Annotated in this window: 25 protein-coding genes; 14 read left to right on the plus strand and 11 right to left on the minus strand. The window is 40.8% G+C overall.

Annotation, left to right across the window (positions count from 1 at the left end; all coding sequences use genetic code 11):
• The first annotated feature begins 179 nt into the window (after positions 1 to 179).
• Positions 180 to 869 carry a uracil-DNA glycosylase family protein gene (locus A3775_RS09735; protein WP_066424754.1) on the plus strand — a complete coding sequence of 230 codons (690 nt, stop codon included), beginning with the start codon at positions 180 to 182 and terminating at the stop codon, positions 867 to 869.
• Here A3775_RS09735 and A3775_RS09740 read toward each other — a convergent pair.
• The 3 genes from A3775_RS09740 to tyrS form a co-directional block, all read right to left on the minus strand.
• Positions 866 to 1,477 (minus strand): hypothetical protein, encoded by a 612-nt coding sequence (locus tag A3775_RS09740; protein WP_066376873.1) that lies wholly within the window; start codon positions 1,475 to 1,477, stop codon positions 866 to 868. The two genes, A3775_RS09735 and A3775_RS09740, sit on opposite strands and share 4 nt — an antisense overlap.
• Positions 1,474 to 2,187 carry an orotidine-5'-phosphate decarboxylase gene (gene pyrF / locus A3775_RS09745; RefSeq protein ID WP_066376876.1) on the minus strand — a complete coding sequence of 238 codons (714 nt, stop codon included), beginning with the start codon at positions 2,185 to 2,187 and terminating at the stop codon, positions 1,474 to 1,476. The genes A3775_RS09740 and pyrF overlap by 4 nt, the downstream gene beginning before the upstream one ends.
• Before the next feature lie 69 nt (positions 2,188 to 2,256).
• On the minus strand, positions 2,257 to 3,462 hold the full coding sequence (gene tyrS, locus A3775_RS09750) for a tyrosine--tRNA ligase (protein ID WP_066376916.1): 1,206 nt from the start codon (positions 3,460 to 3,462) through the stop codon (positions 2,257 to 2,259).
• 173 nt (positions 3,463 to 3,635) lie between these two features.
• Between tyrS and A3775_RS09755 the strand changes: the two genes are divergently transcribed.
• Positions 3,636 to 5,558, plus strand: a complete 1,923-nt coding sequence (locus A3775_RS09755) for a transglycosylase domain-containing protein (RefSeq protein WP_066376877.1) — start codon at positions 3,636 to 3,638, stop codon at positions 5,556 to 5,558.
• Positions 5,559 to 5,717: 159 nt separating this feature from the next.
• On the opposite strand, the gene A3775_RS09760 is transcribed toward A3775_RS09755, so the two are convergent.
• Positions 5,718 to 6,041, minus strand: coding sequence for a DUF1825 family protein (locus A3775_RS09760; RefSeq protein ID WP_066376879.1), 324 nt, complete (start codon positions 6,039 to 6,041; stop codon positions 5,718 to 5,720).
• A 420-nt stretch (positions 6,042 to 6,461) separates the two neighbouring features.
• Between A3775_RS09760 and A3775_RS09765 the strand changes: the two genes are divergently transcribed.
• Together A3775_RS09765 and A3775_RS09770 are read left to right on the plus strand one after the other, a co-directional pair.
• On the plus strand, positions 6,462 to 6,836 hold the full coding sequence (locus A3775_RS09765; protein ID WP_066376919.1) for an NINE protein: 375 nt from the start codon (positions 6,462 to 6,464) through the stop codon (positions 6,834 to 6,836).
• Positions 6,837 to 6,913: 77 nt separating this feature from the next.
• The gene (locus A3775_RS09770; protein WP_066376881.1) at positions 6,914 to 7,447 is read left to right on the plus strand and encodes a ComEA family DNA-binding protein; all 534 of its coding nucleotides are present in this window, start codon (positions 6,914 to 6,916) and stop codon (positions 7,445 to 7,447) included.
• Positions 7,448 to 7,584: 137 nt separating this feature from the next.
• On the opposite strand, the gene lepB is transcribed toward A3775_RS09770, so the two are convergent.
• On the minus strand, positions 7,585 to 8,157 hold the full coding sequence (lepB, locus tag A3775_RS09775; RefSeq protein WP_066424758.1) for a signal peptidase I: 573 nt from the start codon (positions 8,155 to 8,157) through the stop codon (positions 7,585 to 7,587).
• A gap of 325 nt (positions 8,158 to 8,482) precedes the next feature.
• On the opposite strand from lepB, the gene A3775_RS09780 reads away from it, so the two are divergent.
• The 3 genes from A3775_RS09780 to A3775_RS09790 are packed head-to-tail and all read left to right on the plus strand — an operon-like array spanning position 8,483 to position 9,617.
• Positions 8,483 to 9,109 carry a Uma2 family endonuclease gene (locus A3775_RS09780; protein ID WP_066424760.1) on the plus strand — a complete coding sequence of 209 codons (627 nt, stop codon included), beginning with the start codon at positions 8,483 to 8,485 and terminating at the stop codon, positions 9,107 to 9,109.
• Between the two features lie 44 nt (positions 9,110 to 9,153).
• Positions 9,154 to 9,366: a hypothetical protein gene (locus tag A3775_RS09785; RefSeq protein ID WP_066424762.1), complete on the plus strand. Its 213-nt coding sequence runs from the start codon at positions 9,154 to 9,156 to the stop codon at positions 9,364 to 9,366.
• The gene (locus A3775_RS09790) at positions 9,363 to 9,617 is read left to right on the plus strand and encodes a hypothetical protein (RefSeq protein ID WP_066424763.1); all 255 of its coding nucleotides are present in this window, start codon (positions 9,363 to 9,365) and stop codon (positions 9,615 to 9,617) included. Before A3775_RS09785 ends, A3775_RS09790 begins: the two co-directional genes overlap by 4 nt.
• Here the strand turns inward: A3775_RS09790 and A3775_RS09795 are convergent.
• The 4 genes from A3775_RS09795 to A3775_RS09810 all read right to left on the minus strand — a co-directional run bounded on the left by A3775_RS09795 (position 9,605) and on the right by A3775_RS09810 (position 14,626).
• Positions 9,605 to 11,221 (minus strand): hypothetical protein, encoded by a 1,617-nt coding sequence (locus tag A3775_RS09795; protein WP_066424766.1) that lies wholly within the window; start codon positions 11,219 to 11,221, stop codon positions 9,605 to 9,607. The two genes, A3775_RS09790 and A3775_RS09795, sit on opposite strands and share 13 nt — an antisense overlap.
• A 374-nt stretch (positions 11,222 to 11,595) precedes the next feature.
• On the minus strand, positions 11,596 to 12,999 hold the full coding sequence (locus A3775_RS09800; protein WP_066376887.1) for an NAD(P)(+) transhydrogenase (Re/Si-specific) subunit beta: 1,404 nt from the start codon (positions 12,997 to 12,999) through the stop codon (positions 11,596 to 11,598).
• Positions 12,996 to 13,289 (minus strand): NAD(P) transhydrogenase subunit alpha, encoded by a 294-nt coding sequence (locus tag A3775_RS09805; RefSeq protein WP_066376921.1) that lies wholly within the window; start codon positions 13,287 to 13,289, stop codon positions 12,996 to 12,998. Before A3775_RS09805 ends, A3775_RS09800 begins: the two co-directional genes overlap by 4 nt.
• A gap of 179 nt (positions 13,290 to 13,468) precedes the next feature.
• Positions 13,469 to 14,626 (minus strand): Re/Si-specific NAD(P)(+) transhydrogenase subunit alpha, encoded by a 1,158-nt coding sequence (locus A3775_RS09810; protein ID WP_066424768.1) that lies wholly within the window; start codon positions 14,624 to 14,626, stop codon positions 13,469 to 13,471.
• An 831-nt stretch (positions 14,627 to 15,457) separates the two neighbouring features.
• On the opposite strand from A3775_RS09810, the gene A3775_RS09815 reads away from it, so the two are divergent.
• The 7 genes from A3775_RS09815 to A3775_RS09840 all read left to right on the plus strand — a co-directional run bounded on the left by A3775_RS09815 (position 15,458) and on the right by A3775_RS09840 (position 19,597).
• Entirely contained in the window at positions 15,458 to 15,964 is a 507-nt protein-coding gene (locus A3775_RS09815) for a DUF2808 domain-containing protein (protein ID WP_066376889.1), read from the plus strand.
• A 179-nt stretch (positions 15,965 to 16,143) separates the two neighbouring features.
• Positions 16,144 to 16,278: a 50S ribosomal protein L34 gene (gene rpmH, locus A3775_RS23510; RefSeq protein WP_015139827.1), complete on the plus strand. Its 135-nt coding sequence runs from the start codon at positions 16,144 to 16,146 to the stop codon at positions 16,276 to 16,278.
• 25 nt (positions 16,279 to 16,303) lie between these two features.
• Positions 16,304 to 16,726, plus strand: coding sequence for a ribonuclease P protein component (gene rnpA, locus A3775_RS09820; RefSeq protein WP_066424769.1), 423 nt, complete (start codon positions 16,304 to 16,306; stop codon positions 16,724 to 16,726).
• Positions 16,713 to 17,096, plus strand: a complete 384-nt coding sequence (locus A3775_RS09825; protein ID WP_066376891.1) for a PH domain-containing protein — start codon at positions 16,713 to 16,715, stop codon at positions 17,094 to 17,096. The genes rnpA and A3775_RS09825 overlap by 14 nt, the downstream gene beginning before the upstream one ends.
• 210 nt (positions 17,097 to 17,306) lie before the next feature.
• The gene (gene yidC / locus A3775_RS09830; protein ID WP_066424793.1) at positions 17,307 to 18,449 is read left to right on the plus strand and encodes a membrane protein insertase YidC; all 1,143 of its coding nucleotides are present in this window, start codon (positions 17,307 to 17,309) and stop codon (positions 18,447 to 18,449) included.
• A 3-nt stretch (positions 18,450 to 18,452) separates the two neighbouring features.
• Entirely contained in the window at positions 18,453 to 18,977 is a 525-nt protein-coding gene (locus A3775_RS09835; protein WP_066424770.1) for a R3H domain-containing nucleic acid-binding protein, read from the plus strand.
• Between the two features lie 110 nt (positions 18,978 to 19,087).
• The gene (locus A3775_RS09840) at positions 19,088 to 19,597 is read left to right on the plus strand and encodes a DUF177 domain-containing protein (RefSeq protein ID WP_066376895.1); all 510 of its coding nucleotides are present in this window, start codon (positions 19,088 to 19,090) and stop codon (positions 19,595 to 19,597) included.
• Between the two features lie 156 nt (positions 19,598 to 19,753).
• On the opposite strand, the gene A3775_RS09845 is transcribed toward A3775_RS09840, so the two are convergent.
• A complete protein-coding gene (locus A3775_RS09845; protein WP_066424771.1) occupies positions 19,754 to 20,395 on the minus strand; it encodes a Uma2 family endonuclease in 642 nt (213 codons plus the stop codon).
• Between the two features lie 47 nt (positions 20,396 to 20,442).
• Positions 20,443 to 20,925, minus strand: coding sequence for a hypothetical protein (locus A3775_RS09850; protein WP_156481591.1), 483 nt, complete (start codon positions 20,923 to 20,925; stop codon positions 20,443 to 20,445).
• Positions 20,926 to 21,357 lie beyond the last annotated feature (432 nt).

Genomic DNA, 21,357 nt, shown 5'->3' on the forward strand with positions numbered 1-21,357 from the left:
CTGGGGACTGGGGACTCTTGACTGGGGATTGGGGATAGAATATTTTTTAAGTGTTGGAGTAGGCTGTTCTAGAAAACGGCTGAGGGAAAATTTATTGATACAATATAGTTTTAGTCAATCTTCAGATTCAGTAACCTTATTTGTCTGAAAAAAATTTATCTTCAGACACCGAGATTTTCATGAGCAACGATATTCAACTGAGCCTGTTTAATGAAGAATCCAACTTTCACCAAAAACAGCTGATTCCCACAGATGCGAAAATTCCTGTTCCGCCTGGAACTTATACTAATATGAGCGAGTTAGCACAACATTGCAATCAGTGCGATCGCTGTGAATTAGGTAAAACCCGGACACACGCTGTTGTCGGCCGGGGAAATCTCCAAGCACCAATTATGATTATTGGAGAAGCACCAGGTCAAAACGAAGATGAAACAGGTTTACCCTTTGTTGGTAGGTCAGGACAGTTACTAGAAAATATACTAGCATCTGTGAAGTTAAGTACCGAACATGATATCTACATCTGTAACATCAATAAATGCCGTCCACCGAATAACCGAGTGCCTAACCCCAACGAAATGGCGGCCTGTTTACCCTATTTATTAGAACAAATTCGTCTGGTTGACCCGAAAATTATTTTGCTCACAGGTGCAACAGCAGTCAAAGGTATTACAGGTGATAAGCGGGGAATTACTAAAATTCGTGGTCAGTGGCTAGAATGGCAAGGACGTTTATGTATGCCGATTTTTCACCCATCCTACTTACTGCGTAACCCTTCTAAAGAAGTTGGTAGTCCTAAATGGTTGATGTGGCAAGATATACAGGCAGTTCGTAATAAATACGATGAAATCAGCAACAACAGCGCAAGTTAAATTTTTGGATTACGTACAGTTCCCGCTTGACAATCTCGCAACCAAGTTTTAATTCCTTGAGCCACACTACCGTTACTACTATCCCGTGGGGGTGTTGGTGGCTGTTGTTTGGGATAAGAACCAGTTTGAGTGAACATGATCACAAACTGCCAAGCCTCTGGTGTTTTCGTCAACAGTAGTCGGTGAAATTGTTGTAATTCTACCACTTTTGTATCGATGTACTGTCTTTCTAAAGTGGTAAAAAATACTTGCTCAATGTTTTGGTTAGTGCTTTTTTCTTGACCAATGGGTTGCAATGGCAAGGGTTGAAATTCTGGTCTACCAGCTACCAGCATATAGCTATAAACATCGCTACTTCTACGCAGACGGCGACCGCGCTGACTAGCACGGTTAGCGTAGCTAGGTAAATCGCGCAATAACTGAGTAGTTAATGTTTCTATATTTTGCTGACTACAAACAGACTTCTCCCCCCTGTTACTTTGTAAAGAGGGTTTAGGGGAGAGTGCCTGAGTAAATGCTGAGTGATGCCAGCTACTTACTACTAGCAGCCAGAAGCCGCCAGCTAATAGCCACAAGTAGTAATTTACTGAACGGGTAACAGGTTTCATGCTGTGGTTAACTCTTGGACAATGCGTTGCCAAGCTAACTCAGGTTCAGCCGCAGCAGTAATCGGACGACCAATTACTAAGTAATCTGCACCGGCTTGGATAGCTTCGGCAGGGGTAAGCGATCGCTTTTGATCTCCCGCTTCCGCCCAAGTGGGACGCACCCCCGGACAAACGAACAGAAAGTCATCCCCACAAATTTGGCGTAACTGTGCGACTTCTTGGGGTGAACAAACCGCCCCATCTAAACCCGATCCTTTGGCCATCAACGCCATTTCTAAGGCATATTCTGGCAACTCTAGGGGAATTTTCAAATCTACAGCCAACTGTCTGGCTGAAATACTCGTTAGCAGCGTCACAGCAATCAATTTAGGTGGTTTGACCCCTGCTTGTGTCGCCCCCTGCTGTACCGCATCCGTAGCGGCTTGTAGGGCATTTCTGCCAGCAGTAGCATGAATAGTGAGTAAATCCACACCGTAACCCGCCGCAGCCCGACAAGCTCCTGCTACAGTGTTAGGGATGTCGTGAAACTTTAAATCTAGAAATATTTTCTTATCCCTAGATTTCAGCACTTCCAGAATTTTCGGCCCCACACTGGTGAATAGTTCTAAGCCGACTTTCCAGAAACTCACTGCTTCTAGCCTATCGATGAGGGCGATCGCACTTTTTTCATCCGCCACATCTAAAGGGACAATAATTTGGTCATTAGTCATTAGTCATTAGTCATTAGTCATTAGTCATTAGTTACTTTAGCTTGTCTTTGTGACCACCCCCAAAGTTAACTATTGGGTACTGCTGACAAGTCGGACAAATTTATTTTTACCAACTTGTAGAACTTTACCGTGTAAATCACTCGGTTGCTCAAAACAGGTATCAACATCAGTGATGCGATCGCCATCTAAGCGGACACCACCTTCTTGAATTTTGCGCTTACCTTCGCCGGTACTTTTACACAAACCACTAACATTGAGTAAATAAGCTAACTTCACCGGGAATTGGGAAACCTCAGCTAAAGAAAATTCAGGAACCGCACCTTCTTTACCGCCGCTTTTCGCTGCTTCCTTGGCTTCATTCGCTGCCTGTTCACCGTGGTATTGTTTGACGACTTCCCAGGCTAACAACATTTGGCGATCGCGCGGATTTTCCGGTAACTTGTCTAAAGGTAAATCTGTCAACAACTCAAAATACTGCCTCAGCAAATGATCAGGAACACCCTGCAACTTCTGATACTTTTGTCCAGGGTGTTCCGACAAACCGACATAATTCCCCAAAGATTTGGACATTTTTTGTTGTCCATCCGTCCCAATCAAAATCGGTAAAAGTACGCCAAACTGGGGCTTTTGACCAAAATGACGCTGTAAATCTCTACCCACAGCAATGTTAAACTTTTGATCAGTTCCTCCTAATTCCACATCTGCCTCAACCGCCACCGAATCATAACCTTGCATCAACGGGTAGAGGAACTCATGCAAAAAAATCGGATTCTCTTTTTTATAACGTTCAGCAAAACCTTCCTTGGCTAGCATCTGTCCCACAGTCATGGTTGCCAATAACTCAATGATTTTCCCTAAATCAAGTTGAGAAAGCCATTCCGAGTTATAACGTACCTCTAATCTACCTGGTGTGTCAAAATCCAAAATAGGACGCACTTGATCAAGGTAAGTTTGAGCATTTTGCTTTACCTCTGCTTGTGTCAGTTGGCGACGCACCTCAGATTTACCTGTTGGATCACCGATGCGAGCCGTAAAATCGCCAATAATCAGGACTGCCGTATGACCAGCATCTTGAAATGCTCGCAGTTTTCGGACTGGTATGCTATGACCAAGATGAATATCTGCACCAGTAGGATCAATTCCCAACTTAACCCGCAAAGGCCGATTCGTAGTTGCCAAGCGTTTCTCTAAACTTTCAACTTCGTGTTCAGTATCAGTTGGTTGTGGGAATACTTCCACTATCCCACGATTTAGCCAAGAAAAATTATCCGCCATACTAGGAGATTCGCTATTAACTACGCTTTTGACTTTAGCAGTGAGGTTGGTTATGTTCACGCTCACATTCACCGTAATTTCATCTGCCAAACTAATATAATTGCAAAAAATTAACCGCCCTGCTGCAAATAATCAATTACAGTAATATTTACAAGTGAGGAAGTGAAATCGCCGTGTCTTCTAGGACTTTTGAAGAAAAGCAATCCCAACATCAAACCTCATCGGGTTTTGAGTTTTTTAAAGGAGTAGGCCAAATTGCTGGCGGTACTCTCCTATCAATCACAATGTTGACAAGCTCCATTGTAGCCGGAGGGCTGGTTGGTCTAGCCATCAGTTTCCGTAATTTGCCAGATGTCAGGCAACTACGTAACTTCTTTCCATCAGAAACAACTTATATTTATGACATTAAAGGCAAACTGTTAACCAGTATCCACGGAGAAGCCAATCGGGAAGTAGTACCTCTAGATAAAATTTCCCCCAACCTGAAACGGGCGGTACTAGCCAGTGAAGATAGTCACTTCTATTACCACCACGGCATTAATCCCACGGGTGTCGGGCGTGCTGTAGTTGTCAACTGGTTAGCCGGTGGTGTCCGAGAGGGTGGCTCTACCGTTACCATGCAGTTGGTAAAAAACTTATTTTTGACTCGTAGACGTGCATTTACCCGTAAGTTAGCAGAAGCCGTCTTAGCTATTCGCTTAGAGCAAATTCTCACTAAAGACCAAATTTTAGAAATGTACCTCAATCAAGTGTATTGGGGTCATAATAATTACGGTGTCCAAACAGCAGCACGTAGCTATTTTGACAAGTCAGCCGAAAACCTGACTCTGGCTGAATCAGCAATGATGGCTGGTTTAATCCAAGCACCAGAGGAATTCAGCCCTTTTGCTAATAGGAAGCTAGCGAAACAAAAACAAAAAGAAGTTTTAGGGCGAATGCTGGATTTGAACTGGATTACCCAGGAAGAATATGATCAAGCCCTCAACGAAGAAATTAAATACGGCAGAATCCGGTCATTTCAAGGCAGTGCTTTACCGTATATCACCAATAGTGTGGCACAGGAATTAGCTAAAAAGTTTGGGCGTGACACGCTACTTAAAGGTGGAATGCGCGTACAAACCACAGTTGATGCTAATTTTCAACTGATGGCTGAAGATATTGTCAAAAAATGGCATAAAAGGCTTCTCGCTCAAGGCTTAAGCAAAAACCAAATTGCTTTAGTTGCAATCGATCCGCGTACTCATTTTGTCAAAGCCCTAGTAGGTGGCGTAGATTCGAGAACTAGCGAATTTAACCGAGCTACCCAAGCCCAGCGTCAGCCAGGATCTGCTTTTAAGCCATTTGTTTACTATGCTGCTTTCGCTAATGGTAAGTATACACCAGACAGCACAGTTATAGATTCTCCCGTCCGGTATCGAGATGGTAGTGGCTGGTATACTCCCAGAAACTATGATGGCTCATTTAGTGGAGCCATGTCAGTTCGCAAAGCTCTGGCACAATCACGCAATATTCCTGTGATTAAAATTGGTAAAGAAATCGGCATGAATAAAGTGATTGAAACCTGCCGCACTTTAGGTATTATGAGTCCAATGGAACCGGTGACTTCTTTACCTCTAGGTGCAATTGGTGTCACACCCCTAGAAATGGCTAGTGCCTATGCTACCTTTGCGAATTACGGCTGGCAGTCATCACCGACGGTGATCGCTCGGATTACTGATAGCAGTGGTAATGTGTTATTAGATAATACTCCCAAACCCCAGCTTGTTTTAGACCCTTGGGCTTCAGCAGCAATTCTTGATACAATGCAGTCTGTAGTTACCGAAGGTACAGGTAAAGGGGCTGCGATTGGCCGCCCATCTGCTGGTAAGACGGGTACAACATCCTCAGAAAAAGATATTTGGTATGTGGGTACTGTGCCACAGTTAACAACGGCTGTCTGGATAGGTAGAGATGACAACCGACAACTAGCCAGTGGAGCAACTGGTGGTGGTATGGTAGCTCCCATCTGGAAGGAATTTATGACTCAAGCCCTTAAAGGTGTACCTGTAGAAAAATTCAAGCCACCTTCTCAGTTCCCTCGTCCCAAATCGAATTAGGGAGTAGGGGAGTAGGGGAGTAGGGGAGCAGGGGAGCAGGGGAGCAGGGGATATTTTTCCGCAAAATTCTTTAATTTTGAATTTTGTAGCTTGCTTCCCGTAGGGTATTTTAAATTTTGAATTGATTTGTCCCCAGTCCCTTCCAGTCCCCAATCCCTATTAAGATTGTTTTTCTAGTTCAGATTTCATTCTCTGTAGAGTCAGGTGCATTTGATCAAACATCTGTTGGGGAGTGATGCCGAACTGATTAAGCTGTGTTTTCAGTTGCTCTACAGTCATTTGTGCCATGAAGTCTTCAGAAAGCTCGAATCGCTTCATAAAAATGCGATAGCGATCCATCATCGCTTCCATTTGCTCAATAAACAGTTTTTTGCCTTCACGGTCAAACTTACCGTAATTATTGCCTAGCTTAATCAGTGCTTGATAATCTTCAAACAGCTGTTTTGCTTCTTGCTGAACTATGTCAGAGTCAAAGAATCCCATGTGCCTCTATTCAACCGAGTCTGAACACTCAGTAGCTTATAGTTTTGCCTCTATTCTTATTCTAGTCTAGGGGAGTGAACTTAAGAAACAACTTCGGTCTAAGTACGGTTTTTTACCGAAATTTCAACACTTGACTAGGGATAAGTTGTATATTTGTGGCGTTTTACTCAATAAACCAGCAATTTTCCAGGTTAAAAAATCTGGGCTGTCACCGCGCATAATTCGCTCAGATGATTTGAGATTCGCAGTGGAAAACTTTAAGATAGCATCGGAGAATAGAGATTGAAAAGTAAAAATCAATAGAATAGATGTTATGTTCGCTGATTAGTCTGAATGTTGTGATGCTGTATTGACCCCAGTGCTTTGTTAGTATGGCTGTTTGATTGTCCTGAATGTGGTGATGGTGAATTAATAGCGGATATGTTAACTAAGCGTAAAAGTAGAAGTATTGCGGCTATTCTAGCCTTTGCTGGAACGGTGAGCATTTCTGGATTACATAAGTTTTATTTAGGACAACCACTTTGGGGTTTGTTGTATGTTTTGCTGTCTTGGACACCTATTCCCAAGGTAGCAAGCGCGATTGAAGGGGTTTGGTATTTAGCTCAAGATGAGGAAGCTTTTGATCGTCATTTTAATTTCGGGAAGTCAGCCGTTAAGTCATCTCCCTATGTGGGTAATCAAGTCGGTGCGATCGCAGATGCTTTACGTGAGTTAGATACTCTCCGCCAAGATGGGTTGATTTCTGAGTATGAGTTTGAACAAAAGCGTCGCCAGTTACTTGATCAAATTTCTTAATAGGGACTGGGGACTGGGTGGATTATATAGCCAATGCCCAATGACTAATGACTAATGACTAATGACTAATGACTATTATGAATCAATGGCTTCCTTGGAATTCTAAGTTACAAAGGCTGAGGGCTAAACTGCTGAATGACCCATATTATCGCCTACAGTCTGGGGAAGAAATTCAGATGGCGGCTAAATTAGGTATCCGCATTGATGCTAATCAAGCTACTGTTGATGATTGGTTACGCTTACCTGGTTTATCGATTCATCAAGCGCGATCGCTTGTCGAACTTTCTCGCTCTGGTGTTAAGTTTTACTGCGTTGAAGATATCGCTGCGGCTTTAGGAATGCCAACACCAAGACTAGAACCACTGAAACCCTTATTGAATTTTAGTTATTATGATAACGAATCTCTAATTAATCCTACTGATATGGTTAACCCCAACACCGCCACAGTAGAACAGTTAGCACAAGTCCCATTTATAGATACATCCCTAGCTGAAGCAGTGGTACAGAATCGCCTCTCATCTGGGGTTTATCGTAATTTAGCCGATTTTCAGCGTCGATTGGAATTATCAGGAGAAGCGATCGCACAGTTAATGTATTTTCTCAGGTTTTAGCAGAGATTGGGGATTGGAAGGGACTGGGAACTCTTGACAAATCAATTCAACACTCAACAGTCAACAGTCAACAGTCAACAATTTTGAATTTTGAATTTTGAATTTTGAATTGATTTGTCCCCCTCATCCCCTGCTGTCTAAATTATCCCCACACGTTGAGGCGGCCAAAAGCGCAATACTGCCCGACCTATGATATTCTCTTTGGGTAAGAAGCCCCAGTAGCGAGAATCGTTACTGTTGTTGCGGTTGTCTCCCATGACAAAAAATTGGTTTTCTGGGACTTTGACTGGTGGGAAGGGTTGGCTGGGTGGTTCAGCTATGTAGTCTTCTGTTAATGGTTCACCATTGAGATAGACTTTACCGTTAGCGACGCTGATGATTTCTCCTGGTTCAGCAATTATCCGTTTGATGAAGGCTTGGTCTTTAGGGTATCCTCGTTTTTGTAGTTCTGCGGGTGGCTGAAAAACAACGATATCCCCAGTTGTGGGTTGATGAAACCGATAAGAAACTTTTTCGATTACTAGGCGATCGCCTTCGTATAATGTAGGAACCATTGACTCGGATGGTATGTAGCGGGGTTCGGCGATAAAAGTCCGAATCAACAAGGCTAAAACTAAGGCGATCGCAACTAGAGTAAAATTTTCTTGCCAACCTTGCGATGCTTTTGATGACGCAGAGGTTTGTTTAGTATCACTTTGCTGAGGATTCATAGAAGTTTTCGGCCTGTTGATAATATCAGATAAATTCTTTATTTTGATGCCAAATTTATGATTGTAAGGCAGTTTTGTTGTTGACTGCAATTACAAGCATTAATTCATGATACGGCTATCTTAACTACGATTACCAAGCAATCATACTTATTTGGTGGAAGTTACAGGGGTGATGGTTGTGTTTTAGCTAGTCTTTTTTATCTCACGCAGAGGCGCAAAGACGCAAAGGAGGAGAGAAGAGGGGATACGTGCGTTAAGCTATATAAAGATAAATACTATGAGATGTTGGTGTTTTATTTCTAATTGTGTTTTGCGTAATTAAATCATGACTCAAGTTTTACGCCAGCTAGTTACATTTGATGAATTTGTTGCTTGGTATCCAGAAAATCCACAGCGACGATATGAACTGCATGATGGAGTAATTGTTGAAATGCCATTACCAGTTGGTGAACATGAGGAGGTGACAGGGTTTTTAGTCAAAAAATTGAGTGTGGAATTAGATAGATTAAATCTTCCTTATATTATCCCAAAGACAGCATTTATCAAGCCGCCAGCGACAGAATCATGTTATTCACCAGATGTGTTAATTATCAACCAAACTAACCTTAGCAATGAACCTATTTGGAGAAAAGAGTCAATAATTACTCAGGCTGCATCGATTCCTTTAGTTATTGAAGTAGTTAGTACAAATTGGCGTGATGATTATCATAAGAAATACGCTGACTATGAAGAGATGGGAATTCCTGAATATTGGATTGTTGATTATGCTGCTTTAGGTGGGAGAGAATATATTGGTAAGCCTAAACAACCAACTATCTTAGTTTGTTCTTTAGATGAAGGTGAGTATCAGATTAGTAAATTTCGAGGAGATGATAGTATTCAGTCACCAACATTTCCACAATTGAATTTGACTGCACAGCAGATTTTTCAAGCTGGGTTTCTCCCAAGTTAGTTATTTTGATTTATCATGTTAAATAATCTAGCTAGAAAATAGTTATGAACAATCATAAAAATATTCCTGCAACATCTTTAAAGTTTGTGCTTCAGGAAAAACAATCACTTACTCAAGATGAACAAAAAAAGCAATTAGCACTAGCCGCAATCACAGCTATTTCAGACTATGCGCCTGATGGTGAATTAAATGTATTTTCTAATTTAGAAGGAGAAGATTTTTATCAAGATATCGAAATTATAGGAAACATCCAATGAATATACAGATACAATTAAAACCAGAAATTGAGGCTCGTCTCATTGCTCAAGCTGCTACACAGGGTTTATCGGTAGAAGCTTATCTTGAATCTTTGATTGAAAACAGCTTAATTAGTCAGGAACAAAAATCTTTTTATCAAGTATCAAATCAGGAAGAATGGGAAACTATTCTCACAGATTTAATAGAGAGTCCAGGATTTAATTTAGCACCACCACTTTCAGATGCCGTTCTACAAGATTATGGTTGTTGATCCACAGCTTTACAAAATTCTATAAAACTCACTTCATCACGTATTTGTGAATACGTTGCTTTTATTGATTGAATTTCCTTGAATAAATCTTGCCAATTGTTAATTTGTATACCTTTTTTTCTATAGTAGTGTAATATTTTTTCAATATATTTAATTAAGATAGGGTTATTTCTTGATGTTGTTATAACTTCATATAAATAATCAAAGAAATCATTTTGACTACACTTGTGGTTAACTAAATCAATAGTACCTTGTAAATTGTAAAATTCAGGGCATATAATACCTAGTAAATTAGCATAGCTAATTTTTAGCAAATTCTTGTTAATGTTTCTGTCTTTTTTTATTTCTTGAATAAGATTGACCAGTAAATTAACAGGGATGTCATCTGATGTAATCCGGCTACATACATCATATAAGTCTAGTATAAGTAAACATGAAATTATATTTGCCTCTTCTGCATTAGAAAATAATTTACCATGTGCAACTCTATTTCTAGTCTTAGGAAAGATAAATTTAAAATACTCAAAGTCGTATAAATTTGGATTTATAGAAATAATTTTATCTAATTTTTCACCCATACTAGCTTTTCGTAGCGATTCTTCAGGAATACCTAAACCTATACAATAGTCATGAAATATGCCTTCTATTTGTAGAGTAGCTAAATTTATAAATAAAACTTTGTTGTTTCTCTGATATTCCTCTAATGCAGGTAACAAAATTTTTATACGTGCATTCAAAAAGTGATTTTCATTAATATATTGTTTTATTTTTTCGATAATTTGGTTATTACTGATGTAATTTTGGGCATATTGATAAAATTCCAATGGTTTATTTTTATATAAATTTTCTATTTTTGGCATTTCAGGATAAGGAGCATCTAAAAATTTATTAGCAATTTCAGATAATTTATCTATGTCATACCTTGAACGCTGATATCTATAGGAGTAAGTACAGTATTCCTGTTGAAATAAATATAATTGGTGTTGTAATGGACCTCTTACTTTGGCTTCCTCAAGTCCGCAAATTTTTATATTTTCACTTGTAATAAATTTTAAAATTTCATTTTTTGCATCTATATTTAAATTTATATAATGTTTTAAAATTTCTCTTCTATAATCATCATCTGGAGTATTAACATTGTGTTGGTTATATTTTTCAATTTCTTCTTGATATTTACTAATCCTTTCTTCGATTTCTCGTAAATCTTTTGAAGATTGTTGATATAGCTCAAGTAAACAAAGACGTGGCTCAGTTTTTAACCCAATTTGCTCTTTGCAGATATAAGCAAAAAAATCTTCTTCTTTTTCAGGGATTTCAGGGATAGGGGGCAAATGAATTTCTATTTCCTTACCTTCATCATCAGCTATAATGGCTTTTCTCTGACTATCAATAGCTTCTCCTTTACCCTCAAAGCAATCTATATACTTCAATCTAATCTGTTCAAATGTTAGTTTTTGTAAAATATCATCACCTAAAAACTCTTTTAGGAATAAATGAGCAATGTTTTTAAAAGAATAAATGCTGTAAAGATTATCATCTTGCCAGAGTTTTTCCTTGAAGCCCCATAATTGACCAACAGTCACTTTCTTGGTAGATTCTTCCATATTAAAAACCTTTTTCCACCAATAAATTAATAACCTAAGTAATACAAACTTGCTAAATTAAAGCAACAGATATAGCAATTCTAGGTGAATTTTGAGAAAATGCGAAGACAAAAATTACATATTTGTAAGCTTTTATGCCAATTTTTATCTGACAAATGATTTAAAATTTCTATAGCTCATTTTACTGCTTAAACTCAATATAACACTACTTCCATTTTTCGCCATATTTGAAATAAAAAGTATCATTAGTTTGAAATATATTGTAAAAATTTTGTTCACTTACGGTTTCGTTTAAACCAAATTTCCCAAAAAAACTTGCCTCAGAAGCATCAAACCCCCAAGGCAAGCAAACCATATAAATTATTCTTACTTCCCTAAAGCTGCTTCACTTCCGAAACCAACTTCGCCACCATATCTTTCGCACTACCAAAAAGCATTGTGGTTTTATCTTTGTAGAACAACTCATTATCTACACCAGCAAAACCTGTACTCATCCCACGCTTAATCACAATCGTATGCTTTGCCTTATCTACTTCTAAAATCGGCATCCCATAAATTGGACTATTCGCATCACTACGCGCCGCCGGATTAACTACATCATTTGCCCCAATGACTAACGCCACATCTGTCTTTTCTAATTGGGGATTAATATCTTCCATGTCATACAACTGAGTGTATGGTACATTCGCTTCTGCTAACAACACATTCATGTGTCCCGGCATTCTACCAGCAACGGGGTGAATAGCATATTTTACCTCTACACCCAGACGTTCTAGTTGATCTGCTAATTCTCGGACAGTATGCTGTGCTTGGGCTACTGCCATCCCATAACCAGGAACAATCACCACAGAACGAGCATAACCCAACATCATCGCGCCTTCTTCTGGGTCGATGCTGTGGATGGTTTGCTCAATCTTACCACCACTAGCACCACCAGCCGCAGCACTTCCCGAACCAAACGCACTGAATAGCACACTGAACAGGGAACGGTTCATGGCTTTACACATGATTTCGGTGAGAATAATCCCGGAAGCCCCTACCAATGCACCGGCGATGATTAACATATTGTTCATCACCACGAAACCAGCAGCAGCCGCCGCTAAACCTGATAAGGAGTTTAACAGGGAAATCACCACGGGCATATCGCCGCCACCAATGGGGATGACGAACATCACACCCAAGACTAGGGAGACTGCAACAACTGCTAAGAATACAGCTAAGTTATCCGGTGTGATGATGAAATAGGCACTACCGACAACATACCCAGCCAATAATAAAGCGTTAACTGGCTGCTGTAAGGGAAATGTAATTGGCGAACCGCTAATTAATCCTTGTAATTTGGCAAAGGCGATAAAACTACCTGTGAAGGTGACACCACCGATTAACACATCCAATAACATGGAAATGTTGACATCTAGGGGTACAGGTGCGCCAGCATCCAACAACCGCCAAAACTCGGCAACGGCAACTAAGGCGGAAGCTGCACCACCTAAACCGTTGAGTAAACCCACCATTTGGGGCATTTCTGTCATCTGGACTTTATAAGCTGCGATCGCACCAATTGCAGAACCAATCGCCAACCCTAACAAAATCATCTCATAGTTCAATACGTGCTGGTCTAACATTGTCGCCACAATTGCCAGCAACATCCCCACCGCCGCCATCACATTCCCATTACGTGCGGTAGCCGGTGAACCCAATTTTTTCAAACCCAAAATAAATAAAGACGCAGCGACTAAATACGTCAGCTGTATCCCGGTTGGTATAAAGTCGCTCACGCTTTTATCTCCTTCTTCTTAAACATTTGCAACATTCTGTCAGTCACCAAAAACCCACCGACAACATTGACTGTTGCTAGTACCACCGCAATTAAACCGAGAATTACAGATAAATTAGTATTTCTTTCACCGGCTGCGACTATCGCCCCAATCACAGCAATACCCGAAATGGCATTTGAACCTGACATTAAGGGTGTGTGTAAAGTCGGGGGAACTTTATTGATAACTTCAAAGCCTGTGAAAGATGCCAACACAAATACAAACAAAGCTGCAAGTAACGCCTCTGTCATTAAAAACTCCTTTTGGTAATAGGGCATTGGGCATGGGGCATTGCTGAATCGAGGTATGAATGCCAAAAATGGCATTTCTCAACCTCTAACTCTCTGCGTCTCTGCGCCTCTGCGTGAGAAAAATTCATAACTTCACTCAGCAACGCCAAGTATTAGGTTGATACCATGAATATTTCCCATTACCTCAACACAGCATTTTGTAGCGCATCCTTAACTCGTTGATTGCGAATTTCGCCACCATGAGTAATGCAAGCTGCATTAATAATGTCGTCAGCAAAATCGAGGTTTAAGGTTTTATCTTTAATTAGCAGTTGCAACAACGATGTTAAATTTTTGGAGTACAACTGGCTGGCGTGAACTGGCATGGATGAAGGCAGATTAATCGGCCCGATAATGGTGATACCATTCCAAACAATATCTTTACCCGGTTCAGTACAAGCACAGTTACCACCCTGTTCGGCGGCTAAATCTACCACCACTGAACCCGGTTTCATCTGTGCAACCATTTCGGCTGTCACTAATAACGGTGCGGTTTTTCCTGGTACTTGGGCAGTTGTAATTACTACATCCGAGTTTTTGACGTGTTCAGCGATAACTTCTTGGGTGCGTTGTTTGCTAGCTTCCGAGATTTCTTTGGCGTAACCTCCGGCGGCGGTTGTTTCTTCTTCTAGCTTGACTTCGACGAATTTCGCGCCTAAGCTTTGCACTTCTTCTTTCACAGCTGGGCGAATATCAAAGGCTTCTACTACTGCACCCAAACGTCTGGCGGTGGCGATCGCTTGCAATCCTGCCACACCTGCCCCGATAATAAATACTTTGGCTGGGGCAATTGTACCCGCCGCCGTCGTCAACATCGGGAAATATTTTGGCAACGCCGCAGCTGCAATTAACACTGATTTATAACCCGCTAGGGAAGCTTGGGAAGATAAAGCGTCCATACTTTGCGCCCTGGTAGTGCGGGGAATCAATTCCATACTCAAAGCCGAAACTTTGCGATTAGCTAACTGCTGCGCCACAACTGGATTTCCCAAAGGATTGAGGAAACTAATTAATAAAGTCCCTTCCCGCATTAAATCAATTTCTGTACGTCCGTCTTCTCTCTCTTGGGGTGGGCTAACTTTGAGTAAAATATCTGTACTGCCCCATAATTCGTCAGTATGATGAACTATTTTAGCTCCTGCTGCTTCATAGGCAGCATCACTAAAAAATGCTCTTTCTCCTGCACCAGCTTCTACCCAAACCTCTAAACCTTGTTTAATTAAGCGTCCCACAGTGTCGGGATTTAATGCTACACGCCGTTCACAAACTTCAATTTCTTTAGCAACTGCTATTCTCATGAAATCTCCTGCATATAAATAGCTAATATCTGCGAAATTTGCCTATTTATCAATTATTTACCTGCTGAATCCATAGCCTTGATTTTTAACTATGAGCGTTTGCTTTTTCTTGTGTGTTGAAACTTTAGAGTTCCCCTGGCATCTAGATTTACCAGACACCAAGCCTGATTTTGTCTGGTGGAAATTTAGTCTCGGCTAATAGTTGCAAATAGTTTCACGCCTTGGAAATTCTAAGTTTAATATCCCAGTTTATATCTTTGTCTTTAGCTTGTTTTAGGGATCAGAATTATTTGACTTTACTTTTTATTACATCTTGAAAGATTTAGCGATTTGGGGATTTTCTCAACTTAATATTTTGGCAATCCGTTACTCAGGCAATTTTTTCAGAATTCTTGATGATATTCCCGGCTATTTGCATCAATGTATCTTAAATTAACAGGCGATCGCTCAGAACATCACTCAATTTTTATAACAAACACCTTAAATTCCGATACACTTGTACATATTTAGCAACATAATCAAGGTAGTGGGGGTGTAGTCACACAGAAATCAACTTGTAGGGTGCGTGATAAAATCAGGATTCTTGTCTCTGACGCACTCTAGTCTATGTATTACCTCATGATTAGCTGACAGTAGCGATTAGCCACGAGATGAAATTATTCCCAGCATTTGTATGAATATAGGCGTGTGCGTCTACACTATGCTGCGAGTCAAGGCACTTTTTTTGCCATGTAACGTCTTTTGTCAGCAGACCAATAGTAAAGTTTAGTTACAAAACTAAAATTATCGTTATTTAGATTACAAACATATTTCTGGTGTAGGAGCCAAATTATGCGACGCTTACTTTCTACCTTAGCTTTGACAGCCTGTGTAATGACTGCTTTACCTACGACCTTAGCACACGCTCAGGGATTTGTACTGTTTAGCGGTGTTAAGCGGGAAAATCAACTGCCATTCAGGTTTGATTTTGGTGGACAGAGGAATGGTATAGATAGATACATCTTACGTGTTCCTGCCGAAAAGATGAAATTGGCAGTGGCTCAATTTGCTGTCAGCTATCCTGACTACTATAAAGGTACTTTTGACCCTGAAAAAATAGAAGTCAGAGTTAGAGGTAAGAAAGTACCCCTATCTGAAGTTAAATGGAATAGAGAAGGCGGTTTAATTGAGATTTTCCCCGAAGAACCAGTCCCAGCAGGTAGCAGAGTAGAGTTAGTGTTTTCTAACGTGCAGAATCCCGCCTTTGGTGGAACGTATTATTTTAGATGTCAAGTTCTCTTTACTGGAGATGTGCCATTACTGCGTTCCCTTGGGACGTGGATTCTCACTATTAATTAAGTCATTAGTCATTAGTTATTAGTCATTAGTCATTAGTTTCTCTCCTCCGCTTCTCCTCTTCCCCTGCTCCCTCATCTCTTGGGTCGATTTGTGACTCATGACTCTGGACTATTAAACATCAACAGTGATATAGTTTTAGATTGTGACTTTTTATTAAAACGACCTAACAGGAGAACAGTATGCAGAGAACCTTGGGTGGAACAAATCGCAAGAGAAAAAGAACTTCTGGTTTCCGTGCCAGAATGCGTACACCAGACGGCAGAAACGTCATTAGAGCTAGACGCAAGAAAGGACGGCATCGTTTGAGCGTATAGGGAATTTTAGGCGAAAAGAACATCTGTGGCCTTGCCCAAAGCACATCGATTAAAGTCCCGCCAAGATTTTCAGGCAGTTTTCCGGGAAGGAATTCGGCGTTATAGCTTTCATTTCACATTGAGGGCTTTAAAACCGTCACCTTCCACAGCATTTTCTGAGGATACTGCCACCAAAATCTCACCAGCAGGTGAAGTGCAGCCTCTCCCATGCACCAAAATGGGAATTTCTATCAGCACCAAAGTCAGCAAAAAAGCAGTGGTGCGTAATCGCATTAAACGGCAAATTGCGGCAGCGTTGCATCAATTATTGCCAAAAATAGCTCCTGGCTGGAAATTAGTGGTAATTGTCAAACCAACAGCCGCAGAATCTAAGTGCGTAAGCCAACAATTTCTGCAAGAATTAGAGCAGTTGTTGGCACAAACTGAGGTATTAAATGGGCATTCGTGAAGAGATTTATTATGAAGGCGGCCCCCATATTGGGGATCTGATTTTGAATATACTAATTGGCTTCACCGTTGTCGGGATACCATTGACAGTAGGGGCAATTGTCAGAGCCTTGTGGTTGCGTTACCGCATCACTAATCGCAGAATATCTGTAACAGGTGGATGGATGGGACGCGATCGCACTGACATCATTTACACAGAAATTGTCAAAATTGTCAAAGTTCCCCGTGGTGTAGGTATTTGGGGGGATATGGTAGTTACTTTAAGAAATGGTAGCCGTCTGGAAATGCGGGCAGTTCCCAAATTCCGCGAAGTTTATGACTATATCAATGAAAAAGTGACTGCGAAAAATCCCCAATTTACGGCGCAGTAGGGAATAGGGAATAGGGGAGAAGAGGGAGGCAGCCGTGTGGGCGGGTTTCCCGACTTGAGCGGACTGCCGTGAGCAGGGGAGATTTTTCCCCAGAATTCTTGAATTTTGAATTTTGAATTTTGAATTGATTTGTCCCCAGTCCCCAATCCCCCTTTTTTAGATAGATTAGACTCAGATCAATTTACAGTAACTCAGGTTGAATTCAGAATAATGGATTTTGGTATCGGGTTTCTCTCGAACAACGTAATGCTGCCAATCATAGACTTGTTCTATGGTATAGTGCCTAGCTATGGATTGGCGATCGTTGCCTTGACATTGATCATCCGCTTTGCGCTCTACCCCCTGAGTGCTGGCTCAATTCGCAATATGCGGCGGATGCGAATTGTTCAACCTCTGATGCAAAAGCGGATGGCAGAAGTTAAAGAACGTTATAAGGACGACCCGCAAAAGCAGCAGGAAGAAATGATGAACGTGCAGAAGGAATTCGGCAACCCCTTAGCGGGATGTTTGCCTCTCCTGTTGCAAATGCCAGTCCTGTTGGCACTGTTTGCCACCTTGCGGGGTTCGCCGTTTGCTGGCGTTAACTATTCTGTTAACCTGCAAATTTTACCCGCCGAACAAATCGAACGAATTCAACCCCAAGCCTTCGCTACTCCTCCTCAGAACATTTATGTCGCTGACGGGGAACACGTAAAAGTCACCGCTATTCTACCTAGTGGTAACAAATTAAGCGTTGGTGAAAACACTAAGATTCAATACCAAACCCTCGAAGGTAAACCTTTCCAGGCTCTACTAGCAGAACACCCAGAAACTCAGTTAGTCCCTGATTGGAAAGTTACCAAAGGCGAAGATAGGGTCAAAATCGATGCTGAAGGCAATATAGAAGCCTTACAGCCTGGAGATGTCACAATTCAGGGTACAATTCCTGGTTTGGCAGCAGATAAAGGATTCCTGTTTATTGATGCCTTGGGCAGAGTTGGAGCGATCGACCCAGATGGTGTTGTCCATTGGGATATTGTAGCCATGATTGTCTTTTTTGGCATCAGCCTTTACGTTAGCCAAATCCTTTCCGGGCAGAACTCCAGTGGCGGCAACCCACAACAAGATACTGTCAACAAAATCACCCCTGTAATCTTTTCTGGGATGTTCTTGTTCTTCCCCTTGCCAGCCGGGGTTTTGATGTATATGGTGATTGGAAATATTTTCCAAACCCTACAAACTTACATCCTCTCTCGTGAACCCTTACCAGAGGAACTACAAAAAATTGTAGCCTCTCAGGAAAAACAAACCGTGGCAGAACAAAAGACATTACCTTTTGAGCCAAAAAGTTCCAAGAAAAAGACCGCAGGTTAATAGATGAGCAATATTCCCATGCAACGAGGTCAGCAGTGGCTAAAGTCACTGCTGGAACTCACTGGGATATCAGCTGAGATTCGTGGTAGTGTAGAAGCTACCGATTCTTCAGAAGAAGATTCCCCAGAGGTAGATAGTTACTGGTTAATCATTGACGAAGCTAACTTGACCCCAGAACAAATTCATACTTTGATTGGTGCTGATGGGTCTGTGTTAGATGCAATTCAGTATTTGGCTAATTCGACGCTGAATATCAACCAACCCCAGGAAACGCAAGGTTCCTACACTGTAGAGTTAAATGGTTATCGCGTTAAAAGACAAGCCGAAATTCAAGCTATAGCCGAAGCAGCCGCCGAGGAAGTGCGTTTAACTGGTCAAGAGGTGGAAATTAAATCCTTAAGTTCTGCTGAACGGCGGTTAGTGCATAGCTACTTTCAAGAAATGAGCGATTTAGAAACCTTTAGCCGTGGGAAAGAACCCCATCGTCATTTGGTGGTGCGTCCGGTTGCAGTTGATGGTCATGAATAGCTCACTCAAGATAGAATATTTGTTCTTTCTAAGAGCTAAACTATAGATGGATTGTCAGCAGGATAGCTGATAATTGTGATAAGTTTTCGTGATGATATTTCACAAATCCTATGGACGCAATTTTTATTCCGCAGCTAACTAAAGCCCCGGAGCGTACCGAGGAAATTCAAGTTAAAGAATTTCTGCCTGGGCTAGAAACATTAACACCAGTTCGCGGTCGCGTCCGCGTCCAGCATCATGGTAATTATCTGGATGTGTCGGCTCAGGCAGAAGCTATTATTACTTGTACTTGTAATCGCTGCTTAAACAATTACAATCACCGTTTGCTGGTGAATGCTCAGGAAGTTATCTGGTTAGATGAGGCGGCAAATGAAGAGCAAGATTTGCCTTTAGAAAGGGAAGTGGCTATGGAAGATTTGGTGGAAACTTTATCTCCCAATGGTTATTTTTATCCGAGTGAATGGTTATATGAGCAGATGTGTTTGGAATTGCCTCAGCGTCAGTTATGTGATTTAAATTGTCCTGGTATTCTCAGCAGTGTGAATGAGGAGAGTGCAGAAACGCCTGTTGATAGTCGTTGGGCTGGTTTGGCGGCGTTGAAGAAGCAACTTCCGGGTTAGGTTTTGAGGTTTAGACCTATTGCATAAATACTTTCGTGTGGTGGAGTAATATTATTTGAAGGCTCGCGCATTCGCGGAGCGTCCCGCAGGGAAGGCGCATTCGCCGCAAGGCGTTCTCGCAGAGTAGGCGCAAAGAAGAACGCAAAATTCAGTGGGCTAGATTTGCGTTCTTACCCACTTCCTAAATGACCTGAGTGTTGGGCTTCTACCTAATGTTTTACTCTGTTCATAAAACTGAGAAATTGCTTCTACAATTGGCAAGTTGGGAAATGTTGGGCTGATTTCTGACTCGATGTATTTGCCATCCCGAAGAATGTTGATTTGGAGTTTGTCTTTTTCATATCGCCACAGTTCCGGTACTCCTAATGCTTCGTAGGCTTCTAGTTGAGTTTTAGAGGTGACATCAACTTCAATTACTAAGTCGGGTGGGGGGTCAACTCTTAAGTCAATGCGCTCTTTACCAATCATTTTTGCATGATTTTGTATATAAAAAGAATCGTCAGGCTCTACACCACAACTCATATCTTCCCGTTTAAATGTGGTTGAACCAAAGCATTCACAATCAATTTCTAATTCTTCCAAAAGAATTTTTACCATATCACCAATGATGACTTTGGCTACTTCATGCTTTGGTAATGGCATTCTGATCTCCAACGTTCCCTGACTGTAAGCCAACCTAGTTGCACGATGTTCGCCAAGTTCCGCGAGAATTGCCTCAAATTCTTGCCAGCCAACATTCTGGAGTATGACTCTATGTCCTGGCGGTACACTTAATTGTCTGAATTGAAGTGTTACCATCACTAATTAATGAGATGATAAAAGTGATTATGGAACTATGCTAACAATCAAATTGATGAGTTTTCATTAATATTTAATTCTTTTTGGATGAACTTTTGAAATTCTGGCAATCCTGTTTCACCCCATCTTTTTTTAAAAGCTTCTAGTCTTTTTATTTGATATGCCTTGCCACCTTGGGGAAGAGATTTAGCCTCAAAAAATCTGCCGACGCTGGGAGAATTATCCCAATTATCAGTTATCCAAATAACTTGAACATTACGATATATATTAAATTCATTTTCAGATTTCATATCTTCATCATTAAGTTCATTATCAAGTACCTGAACAATGTGAGTGACTTTACCAAGCTGTCTTAGAATAATCATGTCACCTGCTGCTAGGTTATTAGCATTTTTTTGGTCTTTTCCATCTTTGTTTCTCCAATGCAATGCAAATTTCTCTCCTTTTTGAAATTGATATGCCCATTTCCCTCCCTCTTTTGGATAGAAAGCTTTAATGTTTTTTACCCACTGTAGTTGTTCGATATTCATTGTCAGCACCTTAATCTTGGCAATATACATCAATTATCTGTTTTTGATTTTATAGATTGCATTGATAATTTTACTGAAATTTTATAAATATTAGGTGAAGATAAACCTCGATTTGTAATTGCGATAATTCCTATTATTAATAAGATTTTATAATCTGGTTTTTTGCCAAGTATATAGACATATTTAGCATAAATTCTTTAGTGACAAAAACTAAAATTTGAACACCAGATTACAGTTATGTAGCCGGGTATTGCAGCTTATTAAAATGGTGGTAAAACTATTATTTGTGGGTGAGCGATCGCACTTTAATCAAGGGAACACCAAAAAATAAATTATCCCAATCGACTTTTAGTAGGGTGCGTCAGTATGAATATTTTCTTGGTATAGTAGGGGCGGGTTCACAAATACCCTAGTTGAGCAATCTAAGATATT

Origin of the sequence: Anabaena sp. 4-3, from assembly GCF_001597745.1 — a bacterium.
Lineage (GTDB): Bacteria > Cyanobacteriota > Cyanobacteriia > Cyanobacteriales > Nostocaceae > Trichormus.